Origin of the sequence: Solibacillus sp. FSL H8-0538 (assembly GCF_038003525.1) — a bacterium.
Classification (GTDB): domain Bacteria; phylum Bacillota; class Bacilli; order Bacillales_A; family Planococcaceae; genus JBBOPI01.
Genome location: NZ_JBBOPI010000001.1, coordinates 957,020 through 975,963, shown reverse-complemented (window position 1 = coordinate 975,963; position 18,944 = coordinate 957,020). Strand labels below are relative to the sequence as shown.

The following is an 18,944-nucleotide window of genomic DNA, read 5'->3' as shown; positions in this document are numbered from 1 at the left end:
AAATAAAGATTTTAAGGAAACACTTTGTACAATAAAAAGAAAAAACGAAAAGAAGTTTTAGGCTGCCGCTGTTAAATTTCATTGTAGTTTATCGTAATAGAGTTCGTCTCAAAAAGTCGAAATCGATATACAACTTATTCGAAATTAAGTGTCATTTTCACTTATTTACAATTAAGTTGTATGCTAAATGCGCCTATTTTCATTTTTCAACAAAAAATAAGGGACATTTACAAAAAACAAACTGAAAACACCACATGAGCATTGGGAACTCATGTGGTGTTTTGTTATTGGAATTACTTTGATTTTATTATTTAAGAGTACCCGCTTTAAGATCCGCGTGCCAGCTCTTTAAGAACGGAATTTGGTCTTCTTGAATCGTGCCTGATTCGTTTGCTGCTTCGATTAAGTAGTCGAAGTTTGTAAGTGATGCATATTTTACATCTGCAGCAGCGAATGCTTCTTCAGCTTTTGGTAAGTTATAAGTATATACACAAACTACCCCTAATACTTCACAGCCCGCCGCGCGTAATGCTTCTACCGCTGTAATTGAAGAGCCGCCAGTTGATACGATGTCTTCTACCACAACCACTTTTTGACCAGCTGCATATTTACCTTCAATTTGGTTACCGCGGCCATGCTCTTTTGCTTTTGAGCGTACATACACCATTGGTAATTCTAAAATATCCGCAACCCAAGCTGCATGTGGGATACCTGCTGTTGCTGTTCCTGCTACAACTTCTGTTTCACCGAAGTTTTCTTTGATTAATGAAGCTAACCCGTTCGCTAATTGTTTACGAATAACAGGATCTGAAATTGTTAAGCGTGTATCGCAGTAAATTGGAGATTTGATTCCTGAAGCCCATGTGAAAAGGTCTGTTGGATTTAGTTCCACTGCTCCTACTTTTAACATTGCATGTGCGATTTCGTTTTGTAATGACATCTTATTTTTCCTCCCATAATTCACAAACATTTTTATAAGCTGCTATTGGATCCGCTGCACCTGTAATAGCACGGCCAACGACGATTAATGAAGAACCGTCTTGACGAGCCCCGTCTGGCGTTGCAATACGTTTTTGGTCATGTGCATCGCCACCTGCCATACGAATACCTGGCGTGACGCGAAGGAAATCCTCACCGCACGCATCTGCAATCGCACGTGCCTCATGAACCGAACAAACGACACCATTTAAGCCCGCTTGTTTTGTAAGACGCGCATAATGTAATACTGAATCTTGTAGTGATAACGCAATTTTTTGCTCTTGCTGCATTTGAATTTCTGTCGTTGATGTTAATTGTGTTACCGCGATTAATGCCGCGCGCTCTTTACCAGCAGCTGTTCCTGCCTCTAAGCCTTCAAGCGCACCTTCCATCATGGGCTTACCACCCGCTGCATGAACATTGACTAAATCAACACCAAGTCGTGCTAAACCTTTCATTGCGGACTTCACTGTATTCGGAATATCATGAAGTTTTAAATCCAGGAAAATGTCGTGACCTTGCTCTTTTACTTTACGAACAATGTCTGGACCTTCCTGCATATAAAGCTCCATGCCGATTTTTACGAATAAAGGCTCGTTAAATTTATTTAAAAAGTGGAACACTTCTTTTTCTCCAGGAAAGTCAAGTGCAATAATTGGTTTGTTGTTCATGTTAACGGTGGCTCCTTCCGATAATTTCTGAAATATGCTCTACGCCTAGCTCATCCAGTTTGGCTGGTAGCGCGTCGATAATGTTTGGACAAACGAAATGTTCAACGAAGTTTGCTGTACCTACTGCAACTGCAGAAGCACCCGCTGACATAAAATCAATTACGTCTTGTACGTTCGTCACACCGCCCATTCCGATAATCGGAATATTGACTGCTTTATATACTTCGTACACCATACGAATGGCAACTGGTTTTACTGCTGGACCTGATAGCCCCCCTGTGCCATTTGCAATAACAGGTTTTCCTGTACGTTCATCTAAGCGCATACCTACTAATGTATTAATCATTGTAATACCGTCTGCACCGCCCGCTTCCACAGCTTGTGCGATTTCTACTATATTCGTTACGTTTGGTGATAGTTTTACATAGACTGGCACTTGTGAAACAGCTTTTACTGCTTCCACAAGCTGACGTGCTGTTGCCGCGTCTGTACCAAATTGAATGCCACCATGTTTGACGTTTGGACAAGAGATGTTTAATTCTAATGCCTTCACATTAGACGCTGTAGAAATGCGACGCGCGACTTCTACATAGTCTTCTGTTGTTGTACCCGCGACATTTGCGATAATCGGCACATCATAACCTTCTAAAAACTTTAATTCTTCGTTCATTACTTTTTCAATGCCTGGGTTTTGAAGTCCAATTGCATTTAACATACCTGCTGCTGTTTCTGCGACACGCGGTGTTGGATTTCCTAGACGCGTTTCAACAGTTGTTGCTTTAATCATGATAGCACCCAGCTTAGATAGATCATAAAGCTGCGCGTATTCACGGCCAAATCCGAAGCAGCCTGAAGCCGGCATAATTGGGTTTTTTAACTCTAATCCTGGTAGTTCCATGTTGATGCGGCTCATAGCTCCACAACTCCTTTCGGGAATACTGGCCCGTCTGAGCACACTTTTACATAATCTTTTTCGATTGCATCCGTTGTTTTACAAACACATGCGAAGCAAGCACCAATACCGCAGCCCATGCGCTCTTCAAATGACAAATAACCTACTTTTTCCGGATAGTACTGCTCTAATGCACGTAGCATTGGCAGTGGTCCACAAGAGTAAAACACGTCAAACTCTGGCTTCACTTCATCAAATACCGTTGTGATGAAACCTTTTGTTCCTTTTGTGCCGTCTACTGTTGCATAATATGTGTCACCTAATGCCGCGAATTGCTCGTCGTAAAATGCAACATCTGCTGTTTGGAAGCCTAACACGTGAATTGTTTTCACGCCGCGTGCATTTAACTGCTTTGATAATTCATGCAGTGGCGGTACACCGATTCCTCCACCAACTAGAAGTGCCGTTTGACCAGGTTGTACTGCTTCAACTGGGAAGCCGTTCCCAAGTGGCCCTAGTACATCGACTACTTGACCTTCACGGTTTGATGCAAGCACCTGAGTCCCTCGACCTTCTGCACGATAAATCATCGTAAATTCATTTTTTTCTTTGTCAACATTGGCGATACTAATTGGTCGACGTAATAATGGCTCTTGCGAATCGGACACCTTGACATGGACAAACTGGCCAGGAGTCATATCCTGAACCAGTTCCCCTTGTAGTGTCAATTCGAAAATGTTTGTCGCAATTAGCTGCTGAGCAACAACGGTCATTTTCTCTTGACGGATCATTTTAGTGTACTACCTCCGATTTTGGCATTTCTTCTGCTGTAAATGTCATCGATTCGATTACACGTAACATCGCTTCTGCTGTATCTAATGAAGTTAAGCAAGGTACGCCATTCTCTACAGACTCACGACGGATACGGAACCCGTCACGTGCTGGTTGCTTACCTTTTGTTAATGTGTTAATTACGAGTTGTGCTTCACCGTTTTGAATTAAATCAAGTAATGTTCTGCCTTTACCACCGATTTTTTCGACAACATCTGTGCGCACACCGTTTTGCTCGAAAATCGCTGCTGTACCTTCTGTTGCTACAATGCGGTAGCCCACTGTTGAGAAACGTTTTGCAAGTGCGATTGCTTCTTCTTTATCTTTATCTGACACTGTGAAAAGAACCGTACCATGTGTTTTAATTTCCATACCTGCTGCAACTAAGCCTTTGTATAACGCTTTTTCAAGTGTTGAATCTTTCCCCATTACTTCCCCTGTTGATTTCATTTCAGGGCCTAATGTAATGTCTACACGACGAAGTTTGGCGAATGAGAACACTGGGACTTTAACGAATACACCTTGCTTCTCTTTTGCAAGACCTGTTGGGTAGCCTTGTTCGACAATTGATTGACCAAGGATCGCTTTTGTTGCAATGTTTGCCATTGGGATGTTCGTAATTTTACTTAAGAACGGTACTGTACGAGATGAACGTGGATTTACTTCGATTACGTACACTTCACCTTGAGAGATTACGTACTGGATATTCATTAAACCGATAATACCAAGACCTTTTGCTAAGCGTGTTGTGTAATCAACTAACACATCTTTTTGATCTTGTGATAATTTTTGTGGTGGGTAGACCGAGATGGAGTCACCAGAGTGAACACCTGCGCGCTCAATATGCTCCATAATCCCCGGAATTAAGACGTTCTCACCGTCACAAATTGCGTCTACTTCGATTTCTTGACCCGTTAAATAGCGGTCAACTAATACCGGATGATCTGGAGATGCTTCTACTGCATTTTCCATATAGTGCTCGAGCTCTTCAAGGTTATACACGATTTCCATTGCGCGTCCACCCAGTACATAAGAAGGGCGAACTAGTACAGGGAAGCCTAGTTTTTTACCAATAACTAATGCCTCTTCTGTTGATACCGCTGTTTCCCCTTGTGGTTGGGGAATACCCATTTCTTGTAATGCCGCTTCGAATTTATTACGGTTTTCAGCACGGTCGATATCTTCTAGAGAAGTACCTAAGATTTGCACGCCGTACGCTGCTAATTTATCTGCTAAGTTGATGGCAGTTTGTCCACCAAACTGAACGACTACACCTTTTGGTTGCTCTAAGTCCACGATGTGCATTACGTCTTCGATTGTTAGTGGTTCGAAGTATAATTTATCTGAAATTGAGAAGTCAGTAGATACTGTTTCTGGGTTTGAGTTAATAATGATTGCCTCATAACCTGCTTCTTTAATTGCCCAAACTGAGTGCACGGTTGCATAGTCAAACTCTACCCCTTGTCCGATACGGATTGGACCCGAACCAAGTACGATTACCGATTCTTTTTCAGAGCGAATTGATTCGTTTTCATCTTCGTATGTGCCGTAGAAGTATGGTGTTTGTGATTCAAACTCTGCCGCACAAGTATCAACCATTTTATACACAGGGATGATGCCTGTATCTTTACGGAATGCGTAGATTGCTTCCGGTGTCGTTTCCCAAAGCTCAGCTACTTTTTTATCAGCAAAGCCTAGACGTTTTGCTGTACGTAAGACATCTTTATCGTTTTTGTTTGCAGCAAGTGTTGCTTCCATATCAACGATTTTCTTTAATTTATTTAAGAACCATAAGTCGATTGCTGACCACTCATGGATTTGTTCGATTGTTACGCCGCGACGGATTGCTTCACCGATGAAGAATAAACGCTCGTCCCCAGCTTTTTTAATACGTTTTTCAATCCAAGAATCTGTTAAGTCTTCTGCATGCTTCATTTCAATATGCACATGACCAGTTTCAAGTGAGCGAACTGCTTTTAATAAAGCTTCTTCGAATGTACGGCCAAGCGCCATTACTTCACCTGTAGCTTTCATTTGTGTACCTAAATTACGTTTTGCTGATTCAAATTTATCGAAAGGCCAGCGCGGGATTTTCGCTACAACATAGTCAAGTGCGGGCTCGAAGCAAGCGTATGTTGAACCTGTTACTGGGTTTTTAATTTCATCAAGCGTTAAACCTACTGCAATTTTTGCAGCAAGTTTGGCAATAGGGTAACCTGTTGCTTTTGATGCAAGTGCCGATGAACGAGATACACGCGGGTTTACTTCGATTACATAGTACTGGAAGCTATTTGGATCCAGTGCTAACTGTACGTTACAACCACCTTCGATTTTAAGCGCACGGATAATATCAAGTGAAATATTACGTAGCATTTGGTATTCACGGTCTGATAATGTTTGAGAAGGTGCGACTACGATTGAATCCCCTGTATGGATACCTACTGGGTCAAAGTTTTCCATGTTACATACTACGATGGCATTGTCGTTCGCGTCACGCATTACTTCGTATTCAATTTCTTTCATACCAGCGATTGATTTTTCTAGAAGACATTGTGTTACAGGTGAGTATTTTAGCCCCGATGTTACGATTTCTTCAAGCTCTTGATCATTATGACAAATACCGCCGCCTGTTCCGCCAAGTGTGAATGCAGGACGTACGATTACTGGGTAGCCAATACGTGCCACAAGCGCATGTGCCTCTTCCATATTGTGAATAATGTCTGATTCTGGTACTGGTGCACCAAGTTCATACATTAAGTTACGGAATAAGTCGCGGTCCTCTGCTTTATGGATCGCATCAAGTTTTGTCCCAAGAATTTCGATATTTAGCTCATCTAAAATGCCTGATTCATCAAGCTCAATCGCCATGTTCAGACCTGTTTGACCGCCTAATGTTGGAAGGATGGCATCTGGACGTTCTTTACGTAAAATACGTGAAACGAACTCTAAAGAAATTGGCTCGATGTATACTTTGTCTGCGATTTCTGTGTCCGTCATGATTGTCGCTGGGTTTGAGTTGATTAAGATGACACGGTAGCCTTCTTCTTTTAATGAAAGACAAGCTTGTGTTCCTGCATAGTCAAATTCCGCTGCTTGGCCGATAACAATTGGACCTGATCCGATTACTAAAATAGTTTCTATATCTGTACGTTTAGGCATGTTGTTTCCCCTTCCCTGCTTCTTGCTCCATTAACTCAATAAATTCATCAAATAAGTGGTTTGAATCTTCTGGTCCCGGTGATGCTTCTGGGTGATATTGTACTGTAAATACCGGGTGTACTTTATGGCGTAAGCCTTCAACTGTTCCGTCATTTAATGCTAAATGTGTTACTTCAAGGTCTGTGCCTGCAAGTGACGCTTCGTCAATTGCATAACCGTGGTTTTGTGAAGTTAACTCCGTACGACCTGTGCGTAAATCTTTAACTGGGTGGTTCGCTCCGCGGTGACCGAATGGTAATTTAAAGCTTGTTGCGCCGCTTGCTAGTGCAAATAGTTGATGCCCTAAGCAAATACCGAAGATTGGGACTTTACCAATTAGGTTGCGAAGCGTGTCGATTGCTTCTGTTACGTCCGCTGGGTTACCAGGGCCATTTGATAACATAATGCCGTCTGGATGCCAAGCCAGCACCTCTTCAGCCGGTGTGTTATATGGAACAACGACTACATCACAGTCACGTTTGTTTAGCTCACGCAAAATACCATGCTTCATACCGTAGTCGATTAACACAACGCGTTTACCACGACCTGGTGATGGATACGCAGCTTTTGGTGAAACCTCTTTTACATGATGCGTAATTAACGGTGTTGCTTGAAGCTGTGCTACGATTTCGTCTACTTTTACTTCTGCATCCGCTTCAGTAAGAATTGCGCGAACCGCACCTTGTGTACGAATAATACGCGTTAATTTACGTGTATCGATTCCCTCAATACCAGGAATGTTTTTCGATGTTAAATAGTCATTTAACGTCATATCACAACGGAAATTTGATGGTTGATCACATAGCTCGCGTACTACGAAGCCACGAATTGCTGGTGAAATCGCTTCGAAGTCATCACGGTTAATTCCGTAGTTCCCAATTAAAGGGTATGTTAATGTTACGATTTGTCCGTAAAATGAAGGGTCAGATAATGTTTCTTGGTAACCTGTCATCCCTGTTGTAAATACAACCTCACCTTGCGAAGCTTCATCGCTACCAAATGCTGTACCGTGAAACACTGTGCCGTCTTCTAAAATTAATAAACGTTTTTTCATTATTCCGCCTCCTGATATACAATGTTGCCTTCAAAAATTGTCATGACCGGCCAGCCTTTTGCTACCCAACCGTTAAATGGTGTATTACGTCCTTTTGACACAAAACCTTCTGCATCGATCGCTTGCTCTTTATTTAAGTCAATTAAAACCAGATCCGCAGAACACCCTACTTCAATTTTGCCATATGGAAGTTCAAAAATTTCTGCTGCTTTTACGCTCATCCAGTCGACTAATTGTTTTAGCGTCCATTTACCTGTTTCAACGAATTTTGTATAAAGTAACGGGAAAGCTGTTTCAAAGCCTACAATACCGAACGGAGCGCCCACCATACCACAGCATTTTTCTTCTGTTGTATGAGGTGCATGATCTGTCGCGATACAGTCAATTGTGCCGTCAAGTAGTGCCGCATGTAATGAGTCTTTGTCGTCTGCTGCACGTAATGGCGGGTTCATCTTCCAGTTGGCATCATCTGAAGGAATATCCATTTCTTCAAGTAGTAGATGGTGTGGACAAACTTCAGCTGTTACACGAATGCCCGCTGCTTTTGCATCACGGACAGCACGCACTGATTCTTTTGATGAAACATGACAAACATGGTAGCGCGCACCTGCTGCTTCCGCTAGTAATACGTCACGTGCAATTTGTACCGATTCACAAATTGATGGAATCCCCGGTAAGCCAAGCTCCAGATTGCGTTTTCCTTCATGCATAACGCCATCATAAATTAGTGAGTTATCTTCACAGTGCGCCACAACGACCATATTATGTTGCGCCGCTTCTTTCATTTGCTCATACATTGTTGATGATAATTGAATCCCAACACCGTCATCCGAAAATGCCACTGCTCCGTTTGCTTTAAGTTCTTCGATATTTGTACGTACCTCACCAGAAATATCTTTCGTAAGTGAGCCATATGGTAAAACGCGAATTACAGCACTTTCTTTAATTAAGCCATTAATAAGTTGCATGTTTTCTACCGAATCTGGAACTGGCTTCGTATTCGGCATTGCACAAATCGTTGTAAAACCACCCTTTGCAGCAGATGCTGAACCTGTTGCAATTGTTTCTTTATGCTCAAATCCTGGTTCACGCAGATGTGTATGTACATCGACAAAACCCGGTGAGATAAAATGGCCGTTCCCTTCAATAATTTCCGCACCGGCTGGAATGTCACCACCAACGCTAGCAATTTTCCCGTCTTCGATTGTCAAAGAAGTTGTTACTAACTCGCCTTGTTCAGTTAATAGTTGTACGTTTTGAATAACTTTTGTCATGTTATGGTCTCTCCTTCAAAATCGTTTCTACAATGGCCATACGTGCAAATACACCGTTTCGCACTTGTTCAAAAATACGTGATCGTTCACATTCGACTAACTCATCCGTAATTTCAACGTCACGGTTCACTGGAGCTGGATGCATAATGATGGCATCAGGCTTCATCCTGTTCTCTCGCTCAACTGTTAATCCATACTGCTCATGATAGCTTTCTTTTGAGAAGCTTTTACTTACAGAATGACGTTCATGTTGAATACGTAGCAGCATGACTACATCGCTATCTTCAAGTACTTCATCCCAAGAGTGGAACGCTTCAAACTCGCCTGCCCATTCCTTTGGGCAGAGGAATCGAACATTTGCCCCTAATCGAGTAAGTGCTGTGGCATTTGATTTTGCTACACGGCTATGTGAGACATCCCCTACAATCGTGACATTCAATCCTTCAAATGTGCCAAACTCTTTTTGAATCGTGTATAAATCAAGTAATGATTGTGACGGGTGCTGACCTGCGCCATCGCCTGCGTTAATGACTGCTACGTTGATGCCTTCTAAAAGCTCGTTGTAGTATTCATCTTCCTTTGCACGAATCACAACTGCATCCATACCAATCATTTCAAGCGTTTTTACTGTGTCGTACATCGTTTCACCCTTTACTGCACTTGAGAAACTTGCATCAAAAGGAATAACAGTACAACCGACACGACGTTCCGCCATCTCAAAGCTTGTTTTTGTACGTGTGCTCGGTTCAAAAAATAAGTTTGCAATGTTGTATGAGCGCGATAATTGAGGTTTTCCGCCATTTTCAAAATCTCTTGCTCGGTCTAAGATGTGTAAAATTTCTTCATTCGATAAATGTTCCATTGAAAGTAAGTTTTTCATAACGCGCCTCCGATTGTCATGCATTTTTAAATCCACCTCTTTTGACTGGGAAAACCATTCAAAAGAAAAGCCTCATTGATGGCATCAATGAGGCAAAGGAAGGTGTGAAAAGGTAAAGATAGCTATAGTTCGCCTATCTTATGCTTTTCAAATTCCCCTTGCTTGCCTCTCTGGACACTCTTTAAAAGGTACTTCTATTTAGTTGTCATAGTCTACTTCTTTTGTATCGCGACCAGGTAAAACTAAGTTTAAAATAACACCGATAATCGCGGCTAACGCCATGCCCTCGATGGCAAATGACTCTGAAAATCTTAAGGCTGCTCCGCCGATGCCTACTACTAGAATTACTGATGCAATTACCATATTACGGTTGTTACCGAAGTCTACATTATTTTCAACTAACATACGTAAACCACTTGAAGCGATAATCCCGAATAACAGGATTGAAATCCCGCCAAGCACGGCCGTTGGGATTGTTGAGATTAATGCCATCGCTTGACCGAAGAATGATACAATAATCGCAATGACTGCTGCCCCTAAAATTACATATACGGAATACACACGCGTAATGGCCAGTACACCAATATTTTCACCGTATGTTGTTTTTGGAGGTCCACCTAATAATGCACTGACAAATGTTCCAAGCCCATCTGCAAAGATTGAACGATGTAGACCTGGATCTTTAATGTAGTTACGGTTAACAACTTTCCCTAGAACTAACTGGTGGCCAATATGCTCTGAAATCGTTACGATAACGATCGGCACCATTGCCAGTAAAATTTTTAATGTGATGTTGATTTCATAGTCTACACCAGGAATTAAGAACTCTGGCATTGCGAAAAATGACGCTTCTTTTACTGCTGAGAAATCCACGATTCCGATGATGCAAGAATAAATGTAGCCGATAATTAAGCCCATTAAAATTGGCATCGCACTTAAAATATTTTTAAAGTACACCGTGAAGATAATTGCTGAGAACAATGTGACTAATGCTGCTGAGAAGTGTAAAAAGCTATATTCACCATTTACGTTCATCGCCATTCCTACAGCTGTTCCTGATAACCCTAATCCGATTACGATGATGACTGGTGCTACTACAATCGGTGGTAGGAGACGCATTAGCCATTTATAGCCTGTTTTCCAAATAAGGAGTGATACGATCCCGTATACAATACCAACTGCCATTGCTCCGATCATCGCATTTCCTGGATTTATATTTGCACCAGTAGCCTGATCCACACCGCCTGTTGCAATTAAAATCGGCGCGATGAAGGCGAATGATGAGCCTAAGTAAGCTGGTACTTTGAATTGTGTAATGAGTAAAAACATAATTGTCGCAATCCCACTCGTTAAAAGGGCTATCGCTGGGCTCAACCCTACTAATTGTGGTACTAAAATTGTTGATCCAAACATGGCAAACATATGCTGGAAACTTAACGTTATCAACTGCCCACTACTTGGCTTGTCGTTAATATCTAAAACTGCTTTTGACATTGTTATTTTCCTCGCATTCTTTATTGTTGATTTAGTCTTCTTTATGAATTGTTACTAAGTCTTGCCCGTCTACTTCTGATAAATTCACGACGATTCGTTCTGTCCCCGATGTAGGTATATTTTTCCCTACATAATCAGCGCGAATCGGTAGTTCTCGGTGTCCTCGGTCTACTAATACAGCAAGCTGAATTTGAGAAGGTCTTCCTAAGTCCATAACTGCGTCAAGCGCTGCACGTACTGTTCGTCCTGTATATAATACATCATCCACCAAAATAATTTTTTGCGTATCTACTTTGTATTCAATATCTACTTGCTGTACCTGCGCTTCATCATTTACTTGCTTTGTTGATAAGTCATCTCGGTAAAGCGTAATATCCAGTTCACCTGTTCGAATTGGCTTACCTTCAATTTTTTCAATCTTCTCGGCTAAGCGTCTTGCTAAAAAGTCTCCACGTGTTTTAATACCAACTAAAATACATTCATCTATGCCCTTATTGCGTTCGATAATCTCATGTGCAATACGTGTCAGAGCACGGTTCATTGAAGGTCCGTCTAGTAATTCTGTAATTTGAGGCATGTTCATTTCTCCTTTCATTGTTGTTTTATTGTCGGTCAGTAGTCAACATGAAGTTGACCATGCATTTGCCCTAGGGAAGCGTCCTTCTTAGCTTACTCACTTTTGTTTTTTACAACAAAAAACCTCTCAAGCATCCGCTCAAGAGGTTGAATATACAAGTGTTAAAAGACCATGACGAAAAAATCGTTTCCGCTTCACTTTAATCAGCTAGACAGAAATCATACGCTTATACTTACCGCATTCATCTACGCAGTAAACAGATCAGCTTAAATTTTTTCTACATTTCACAAGTACCTTCTCAGCCTCTCTGGACTGTCATTAAAGGTGGTTATTTAGTTTTTCACTTTTCATAGTATATTACCCATAAAGATACATGTCAATACTAATTACGAAGTTCAGACAACAATTGTTCGAAATCTGCAGGTAGTGGTGATGAAAACTCTAAATAATCACCTGTAACTGGATGCTCAAAGCCTAATACACCTGCATGCAGTACTTGTCCATCGAAATCGAGGGTTTTCTTCGGCCCGTATTTTGGATCGCCAGCTAATGGGTAACCAATATAATTCATGTGGACTCGAATTTGGTGTGTACGACCCGTTTCAAGACGGCATTCTACCAACGTAAAATTCCCCATGCGCTCCATTACTTGGAAATGCGTTATTGCGTTCTTGCCGTTATCAACAACTGCTTGCTTTTGACGGTCCTTCACATCACGACCGATTGGAGCATCAATTGTCCCTTTATCATGTGCGATATGACCATGTACAAGTGCTGTATATTTACGTGTTACGGTCTTTTTTACTAATTGATCCACTAATGATACGTGCGCAATGTCATTTTTAGCGACCATTAATAGGCCTGAAGTATCTTTATCGATACGATGCACTATACCAGGACGCATCACGCCGTTAATACCTGATAAGTCTTTACAATGGTGCATTAATCCATTTACTAATGTGCCTGATGCATGACCTGGCGCGGGATGTACAACCATTCCTTTTGGTTTATTAACAACTAAAACATCTGCATCTTCATAGACGATTTCTAAATTCAAATCTTCCGCTATAATTTCTAATTCTTGAACTTCTGGCACATCAACTTCAATGATGTCACCTTCTCTTACTTTGTACTTTGGCTTTACATCTGTATTCCCATTGACTTTGATATTGCCTTCAGTAAGCCAGTTACTAATTTGTGATCTCGACCATTCTGTTTGAATAGACGACAATGCTTTATCAATACGTTCTCCAACGTTTTCTGCTTGGATTGTATGTGTTACTACTGTCATTTTTTCACCTTTTTCTTTTCTGCTTGATCTTCTAAAATAATCGTAATTAAAAGCATAGTCACCGCTATTGTTAACGCTGCATCGGCAATATTAAAAATCGGGAAATGATAATTAATACCCGGAATAAGTACGTCTATAAAATCGACTACTTCACCTCGGAAAAGTCGATCGATAAAGTTACCAATTGCCCCGCCTAGTAGTAACATTAAGCTCACTTGGAACATAGGCTTTCCTTGCGCTTCTGTATGGTAGAAGTAAATAATCCCAACGATGACACCCACTGTAACAATGGTAAATAGCCACATTTGACCTTCTAGCATGCCCCATGCAGCACCGCGATTTCGATGCGATAAAATACCTAACCATGGATCCCAAACCGCAATTCGTTCTCCTAATTCCATATTTTTAACTATTACCCATTTCGTCCATTGGTCTAATAGTATAGCAAACAAAGCTAATCCATAATATTTATACACAGCAGTTCCCCCGTTTACGATATATCTTACCCATTCTATCACAAACCGTATGCATACTTATAGGGATATAATCACTTGAAATGAAAATTATCATTTTAGCATAATTATTTTCGACAAAAAACGATTGCCTACAGCCGCAATTTTATAATTTCCTTAACATAAAAACGATGCCTCAGAAAAGTTCCGAGACATCGCCTAATTTATTTACTTATACGTAATAATTTTCAACAACTTCTGCACAACGAGTACATAATGTTGGATGCGCTTCGTTTTTACCTACTGTTTCAGTAATTGACCAGCAACGCTCACATTTTTCCCCGTCAGCTTTTTCAACAACGATGGCAGTTTTATCTAATACTAATGCGTGTTCAGGTGCGTCAGCTTTGCTACCTGCAATGACAAACTCAGAAACGATTGAAAGCTGAGCAAAATTAATATTGGAATCATTAAGTAATTGCACGACTTCTCCATCCGCATATACAGAAAGTTTCGCTTCAAGTGATTTACCGATTACTTTTGCGTTACGTGCTTCTTCTAGCGCTTTTAACACTTCGTCACGTACAGCAATGACATTTACCCATTTCGCACGTAGGTCAGCGAAATTTTCATTCTCTTCAACTTCTGGGAAGTTTGTTAATTGAACAGATGCTTCTTCTTGACCTAAGTATGACCACATTTCATCCGTAGTATGAGGGATGATTGGTGTCATAAGTTTTAGTAACGCCATTAACGTATCATACATGACTGTTTGCATTGCACGACGGTCTTTATTGTCATGACCTTCAATGTATACAACGTCTTTCGCAATGTCTAAGTAGAACGACGATAATTCGATTGCGACGAAGTTATTTACTGCATGGTATACAGCTGCAAATTCGTAACGATCATATGCGGTACGCACTGTTTTCACTACGTCTTGTAGGCGCATGTACATGTATTGATCCATTTCCCGTAAATCTTCGTATGCCACACGGTCTGTCGCAGGATTGAAGTCTGCAACGTTACCGTGTAAGAAGCGTAATGTGTTACGGATTTTACGGTATACTTCTGATACTTGTTTTAACATATCCATAGAGATACGAACGTCTGCTGTATAGTCTACAGATGCTACCCATAGACGTAGGATGTCTGCACCGTATTGGTTCATTACTTTCTCAGGAATGATAACGTTCCCTAAAGATTTACTCATTTTACGTCCGTCTCCATCAAGTACAAAGCCGTGAGAAAGAAGACCTTTATAAGGTGCGTAACCGTTAATTGCTACAGATGTAATTAATGATGAGTTAAACCAGCCACGATATTGGTCCGAGCCTTCTAAATAAAGGTCAGCTGGGTATGTTAAGCCACGTTCTACAAGCACTCCTTGGTGAGATGAACCTGAGTCGAACCAAACGTCCATAATGTCGTTTTCTTTCGTGAATTCACCGTTCGGGCTTCCTGCATGTGTGAAGCCTGCTGGAAGTAATTCTTTTGCCGGCTTTTGGAACCAGATGTTTGAACCATGTTCACGGAATAGACTAGATACATGCGTGATTGTTTCAGGTGAAATAATTGGCTCGCCGTTTTCTGCGTAGAAAATCGGAATCGGAACACCCCAAGCACGTTGACGAGAAATTACCCAGTCCCCTCGGTCGCGAATCATATTATAAAGGCGCGTTTCACCCCATGCCGGCGTGAACTTTGTCGCTGTTACTGCTTGTAATAACTCATCACGGAATGCATCAATTGACGCGAACCACTGTGGTGTTGCACGATAAATGACCGGCTTCTTCGTACGCCAGTCATGTGGGTATGAGTGTGTAAAGAAGTTTAATTTTTCAAGTGCATCTACTTCTTTTAATTTTTCTGTAACCATTTTGTTAGCGTCATCATAGAAAATACCTTCAAAGCCAGGTGCTTCGTCTGTGTAGCAGCCGCGATTATCAACTGGTGACAGAATTGGTAGATCATAAAGTTTACCAATGTTATAGTCATCTTCCCCGTGTCCAGGCGCTGTATGAACACATCCGGTACCCGCTTCAGCCGTTACGTGGTCACCAACCATAACAAGTGAATCACGGTCATAGAATGGGTGCGCTGCTACGATGCGGTCCATTTCTTGCCCTTTCACTTCTTGGATAACTTCATAGCTATCCCACTCAAGCGCTTTCGCTACTGTTTCAAGTAATTCTTTTGCCACGATGAATTTTTTCTCGCCAACTTGAGTAACCGCGTAAATAAATTCAGGATTTAATGAGATCCCTAAGTTCGCGGGTAAAGTCCAAGGCGTTGTTGTCCAGATGATGAATTTTGCATCCGCTGGTACGACACCTTTAGCATCTTTAATCGCAAAACTTACATAAATTGATGCAGACTTAACATCTTTGTACTCTATTTCTGCTTCCGCTAAAGCCGATTCAGAAGAAGGAGACCAATAAACAGGTTTTAAGCCTTTGTAAATGTACCCTTTTTCCGCCATTTTACCGAATACTTCGATTTGACGTGCTTCAAATTCCGGTTTTAATGTGATGTATGGGTTTTCCCAGTCACCACGAACTCCTAGACGTTGGAACTGAGAACTTTGATTAGCAATTTGCTCGTACGCATACTTTTCACAAAGCTCACGGAACTCAGCAACAGACATTTCTTTACGCTTAACACCTTTGTTTGTTAATGCTTGCTCGATTGGTAAACCATGTGTATCCCAGCCTGGAATATACGGTACATGAAAACCAGTCATAGATTTTTGACGGTTGATCATATCCTTGATTACTTTGTTTAATGCGTGCCCGATATGAATATCACCATTCGCGTAAGGAGGGCCATCATGTAAAATAAATGATGGGCGATCTTTTGTACGCTCATTTACTAATTTATTGATGTCCATTTCGTTCCATTTCTCTTGCATTTTCGGTTCCATTGTCGGTAAACCACCGCGCATCGGGAAATCCGTTTTAGGCATTAATAACGTTTCTTTATACTCTACCATTTGGAAAGCCTCCTATTTTTTGAAATCTATATGCAAACCGCTGCACTATTACCCGTTTAACCAAATTAGAAAGACATATCTCCCCCAAAAAAGGAAGAGATGAAGTCCTTACATAATTACATAAAAAAAAGCTTCCCGTCCCTGGTAAAGGGACGAGAAGCGTATGTCTCGTGGTACCACCCTAATTTGCAAAAAGCGTGTGCTTCTTTGCCTCTTAGACGCTGTAACGTAGCGTGTGACGAAACGACTTACTTACTAAATCATCTTGACGTTTTTACGCCAATTGAATCCAGTGTAGTTCAGTCGTTTAGCTCAGGAGTGATTTTCTGTTTTAATTGCTTCGTTCGAGCTTTCACCGTCCTCGAATCGCTAAACCGCATTCAAATCATACTGTCTCCGTCTTTGCTTCATTTGCATATAAAAACTTCATACTTGTGTATCAGTATATGAAAATGACCTTGTTTATGTCAAGCACTATCCACTAATAAGTAGTACTCTCACTTGAAGAATCGTTTTCCTCTTCAGACCGCGCATGTGCTTGAATTTCAGTCAAATGCACATCATATTCCAGTAAATGATCCCAATCATCTGTATTTAATAAATCCAGCTGTGCTTCTACAAGCATCTTGAAGCGATTACGGAAAACTTTTGATTGTTTTTTTAACTCATCAATTTCTATTGTTACTTTACGCGCCTTCGTTAACGCTTCATTAATAATACGGTCTGCGTTCTTCTCTGATTCTTTTACAATTAATTTCGCTTCTTTTTGAGAATTGCGTCGTACTTCATCCGCTGCCTCTTGTGCGACAATAATGGAGCGCTGTAATGTATCCTCTAGTGAATTATAATGATTCATTTGCTCGGTCATCGTCTTAATTTTTTCGTCAAGTTCTTTCTTTTCACGCAAAATGATTTCATAATCTTTAATGATTTGGTCTAAAAATTCATTTACCTCATCTTCGGCATAGCCGCGGAATCCACGCGTAAACTCTTTGTTATGTATATCAAGAGGTGATAGTGGCATGTCATTCGACTCTCCTTTACACGTTTATACTATAAAACTCATTATATAGGTTTAGTTTCACATTAACATCAATTTTCCGTAAAATTTCCTTGTTATTTACGCTTTTTGCTCTAATCGACCTACTTGGAGACGAATTTTATCTTTCTTTGTTCTTCCTTCAGTCATAATGACCTTTAGTCGACCATAGCCGCGCGCAGATAATATATCTCCTTCTTGTAGCTCAAATGATGTTGTTTCGCGCACAGTCCAGTTCACCTTCACCTTACTAGCAGCGATTAAACTTTGGGCTTTTTGACGTGAAATATTAAGCACGGTTGCCAGCACCACATCAAGACGCATCGAAGCAACTGTATACGAGCTCTCAATCCACTCTTCATTAGTTTGGATTAACGGGACCGCCTCACCAATTTCTTCGACATGCACCTTTACTTTTCCTATGCTCGTTAAATTGGCCCGGACATAATCCCCTACTTCAGTTGCTACAGCAAACTGCACCGTATTTTCACAAATTCGTATATCTCCGAATTTACTACGGTCTATCCCGAGCGAAAGTAGCGCACCGAGCACATCTGGATGCTTTAGCTGTAAGAATTTAGACGGAAAACTAATAGTAAAAATGGTCATTTGAAAATCGTCTTCTGTTGCAACGAAATATGATGGGGCAATAAGGACACGAGCCCTTTCCGCTGGTTCAAAAACACCTGCAGTCTGCATAATTAAATCAATGGATTGACCGAGGACAGCCCCTACGATAAAACGCTGACGAGGATCTAAAAAATCAGTGAGCTTTGGTGCATAGCGATCTTCTACTTCACGTTGCCAACCAATTGCCTGCTCAATAAATTGCTGCTCATCTTTTCTAAAATGTTGAATTAAATGCTCCATGAAAACACCTCTCTTCGTTGTCTTTACTATGTAGTATACCGCACTAAATTCTATATTTAAAACTACTTAGAACGACACATCTCGCCCAAAATAGGGCGAGATGCTGTCCTTACTTATGTAGATAAGAAAGTTATACTTTCTTATCTACTAAAAAACCCCCACTTACGTAGGGGAAGGTTTGAATTATAGTAAATAACCTATTACATTATAAACACCTTGCTCAATAAATACTAAAACAAATAATCCAACAATTGGTGAAATATCTATCATACCAATTGGCGGAATAAATTTTCGGAAGAACCCTAAATACGGCTCACACACTTTTTCTAAAAAACTACCAACTGCAGAATTTTGCAACGCTGGAACCCAAGACATTAAAATATAACCAATAAGCATAAATCTGTAAACGAGAAATGCTGTGGATACTAATGAAAAAATCATATATTACTAC

16 protein-coding genes and 1 other annotated feature are annotated in these 18,944 nt (G+C 40.9%); all 16 genes read right to left on the bottom strand.

Annotation, left to right across the window (positions count from 1 at the left end):
- Positions 1 to 307: 307 nt before the first annotated feature.
- Entirely contained in the window at positions 308 to 940 is a 633-nt protein-coding gene (pyrE, locus tag MHH87_RS04445) for an orotate phosphoribosyltransferase (RefSeq protein ID WP_340748122.1), read from the bottom strand.
- A 1-nt stretch (position 941) separates the two neighbouring features.
- Positions 942 to 1,649, bottom strand: coding sequence for an orotidine-5'-phosphate decarboxylase (gene pyrF / locus MHH87_RS04440; protein ID WP_340748121.1), 708 nt, complete (start codon positions 1,647 to 1,649; stop codon positions 942 to 944).
- A gap of 1 nt (position 1,650) precedes the next feature.
- Positions 1,651 to 2,562, bottom strand: a complete 912-nt coding sequence (locus tag MHH87_RS04435; RefSeq protein ID WP_340748120.1) for a dihydroorotate dehydrogenase — start codon at positions 2,560 to 2,562, stop codon at positions 1,651 to 1,653.
- A complete protein-coding gene (locus MHH87_RS04430; RefSeq protein ID WP_340748119.1) occupies positions 2,559 to 3,332 on the bottom strand; it encodes a dihydroorotate dehydrogenase electron transfer subunit in 774 nt (257 codons plus the stop codon). The genes MHH87_RS04435 and MHH87_RS04430 overlap by 4 nt, the downstream gene beginning before the upstream one ends.
- A 1-nt stretch (position 3,333) precedes the next feature.
- Positions 3,334 to 6,531 (bottom strand): carbamoyl-phosphate synthase large subunit, encoded by a 3,198-nt coding sequence (gene carB / locus MHH87_RS04425; protein WP_340748118.1) that lies wholly within the window; start codon positions 6,529 to 6,531, stop codon positions 3,334 to 3,336.
- The gene (locus MHH87_RS04420; protein WP_340748117.1) at positions 6,524 to 7,624 is read right to left on the bottom strand and encodes a carbamoyl phosphate synthase small subunit; all 1,101 of its coding nucleotides are present in this window, start codon (positions 7,622 to 7,624) and stop codon (positions 6,524 to 6,526) included. The genes carB and MHH87_RS04420 overlap by 8 nt, the downstream gene beginning before the upstream one ends.
- A complete protein-coding gene (locus tag MHH87_RS04415; protein ID WP_340748116.1) occupies positions 7,624 to 8,898 on the bottom strand; it encodes a dihydroorotase in 1,275 nt (424 codons plus the stop codon). Before MHH87_RS04415 ends, MHH87_RS04420 begins: the two co-directional genes overlap by 1 nt.
- Position 8,899: 1 nt before the next feature.
- A complete protein-coding gene (locus MHH87_RS04410) occupies positions 8,900 to 9,778 on the bottom strand; it encodes an aspartate carbamoyltransferase catalytic subunit (protein WP_340748115.1) in 879 nt (292 codons plus the stop codon).
- A 198-nt stretch (positions 9,779 to 9,976) separates the two neighbouring features.
- Entirely contained in the window at positions 9,977 to 11,272 is a 1,296-nt protein-coding gene (locus MHH87_RS04405; protein WP_340748114.1) for a solute carrier family 23 protein, read from the bottom strand.
- Positions 11,273 to 11,303: 31 nt separating this feature from the next.
- A complete protein-coding gene (pyrR, locus tag MHH87_RS04400; protein ID WP_340748113.1) occupies positions 11,304 to 11,849 on the bottom strand; it encodes a bifunctional pyr operon transcriptional regulator/uracil phosphoribosyltransferase PyrR in 546 nt (181 codons plus the stop codon).
- 382 nt (positions 11,850 to 12,231) lie between these two features.
- Positions 12,232 to 13,140, bottom strand: coding sequence for an RluA family pseudouridine synthase (locus tag MHH87_RS04395; protein WP_340748112.1), 909 nt, complete (start codon positions 13,138 to 13,140; stop codon positions 12,232 to 12,234).
- Positions 13,137 to 13,616, bottom strand: a complete 480-nt coding sequence (lspA, locus tag MHH87_RS04390) for a signal peptidase II (RefSeq protein ID WP_340748111.1) — start codon at positions 13,614 to 13,616, stop codon at positions 13,137 to 13,139. The genes MHH87_RS04395 and lspA overlap by 4 nt, the downstream gene beginning before the upstream one ends.
- A gap of 208 nt (positions 13,617 to 13,824) precedes the next feature.
- Positions 13,825 to 16,584 carry an isoleucine--tRNA ligase gene (gene ileS / locus MHH87_RS04385; protein ID WP_340748110.1) on the bottom strand — a complete coding sequence of 920 codons (2,760 nt, stop codon included), beginning with the start codon at positions 16,582 to 16,584 and terminating at the stop codon, positions 13,825 to 13,827.
- A 145-nt stretch (positions 16,585 to 16,729) separates the two neighbouring features.
- Positions 16,730 to 16,996, bottom strand: a binding site (T-box leader).
- Positions 16,997 to 17,065: 69 nt separating this feature from the next.
- Entirely contained in the window at positions 17,066 to 17,608 is a 543-nt protein-coding gene (locus tag MHH87_RS04380) for a DivIVA domain-containing protein (protein WP_340748109.1), read from the bottom strand.
- Positions 17,609 to 17,704: 96 nt separating this feature from the next.
- Positions 17,705 to 18,493: a YlmH family RNA-binding protein gene (locus tag MHH87_RS04375; RefSeq protein WP_340748108.1), complete on the bottom strand. Its 789-nt coding sequence runs from the start codon at positions 18,491 to 18,493 to the stop codon at positions 17,705 to 17,707.
- A 183-nt stretch (positions 18,494 to 18,676) separates the two neighbouring features.
- Positions 18,677 to 18,934 (bottom strand): YggT family protein, encoded by a 258-nt coding sequence (locus tag MHH87_RS04370; RefSeq protein ID WP_340748107.1) that lies wholly within the window; start codon positions 18,932 to 18,934, stop codon positions 18,677 to 18,679.
- Positions 18,935 to 18,944 lie beyond the last annotated feature (10 nt).

Coding starts and splice junctions, on each gene's coding strand:
- pyrE (WP_340748122.1), bottom strand. CDS start 940: ATGTCATTACAAAACGAAATCGCACATGCAATGTTAAAAGTAGGAGCA.
- pyrF (WP_340748121.1), bottom strand. CDS start 1,649: ATGAACAACAAACCAATTATTGCACTTGACTTTCCTGGAGAAAAAGAA.
- MHH87_RS04435 (WP_340748120.1), bottom strand. CDS start 2,562: ATGAGCCGCATCAACATGGAACTACCAGGATTAGAGTTAAAAAACCCA.
- MHH87_RS04430 (WP_340748119.1), bottom strand. CDS start 3,332: ATGATCCGTCAAGAGAAAATGACCGTTGTTGCTCAGCAGCTAATTGCG.
- carB (WP_340748118.1), bottom strand. CDS start 6,531: ATGCCTAAACGTACAGATATAGAAACTATTTTAGTAATCGGATCAGGT.
- MHH87_RS04420 (WP_340748117.1), bottom strand. CDS start 7,624: ATGAAAAAACGTTTATTAATTTTAGAAGACGGCACAGTGTTTCACGGT.
- MHH87_RS04415 (WP_340748116.1), bottom strand. CDS start 8,898: ATGACAAAAGTTATTCAAAACGTACAACTATTAACTGAACAAGGCGAG.
- MHH87_RS04410 (WP_340748115.1), bottom strand. CDS start 9,778: ATGAAAAACTTACTTTCAATGGAACATTTATCGAATGAAGAAATTTTA.
- MHH87_RS04405 (WP_340748114.1), bottom strand. CDS start 11,272: ATGTCAAAAGCAGTTTTAGATATTAACGACAAGCCAAGTAGTGGGCAG.
- pyrR (WP_340748113.1), bottom strand. CDS start 11,849: ATGCCTCAAATTACAGAATTACTAGACGGACCTTCAATGAACCGTGCT.
- MHH87_RS04395 (WP_340748112.1), bottom strand. CDS start 13,140: ATGACAGTAGTAACACATACAATCCAAGCAGAAAACGTTGGAGAACGT.
- ileS (WP_340748110.1), bottom strand. CDS start 16,584: ATGGTAGAGTATAAAGAAACGTTATTAATGCCTAAAACGGATTTCCCG.
- MHH87_RS04380 (WP_340748109.1), bottom strand. CDS start 17,608: ATGCCACTATCACCTCTTGATATACATAACAAAGAGTTTACGCGTGGA.
- MHH87_RS04375 (WP_340748108.1), bottom strand. CDS start 18,493: ATGGAGCATTTAATTCAACATTTTAGAAAAGATGAGCAGCAATTTATT.
- MHH87_RS04370 (WP_340748107.1), bottom strand. CDS start 18,934: ATGATTTTTTCATTAGTATCCACAGCATTTCTCGTTTACAGATTTATG.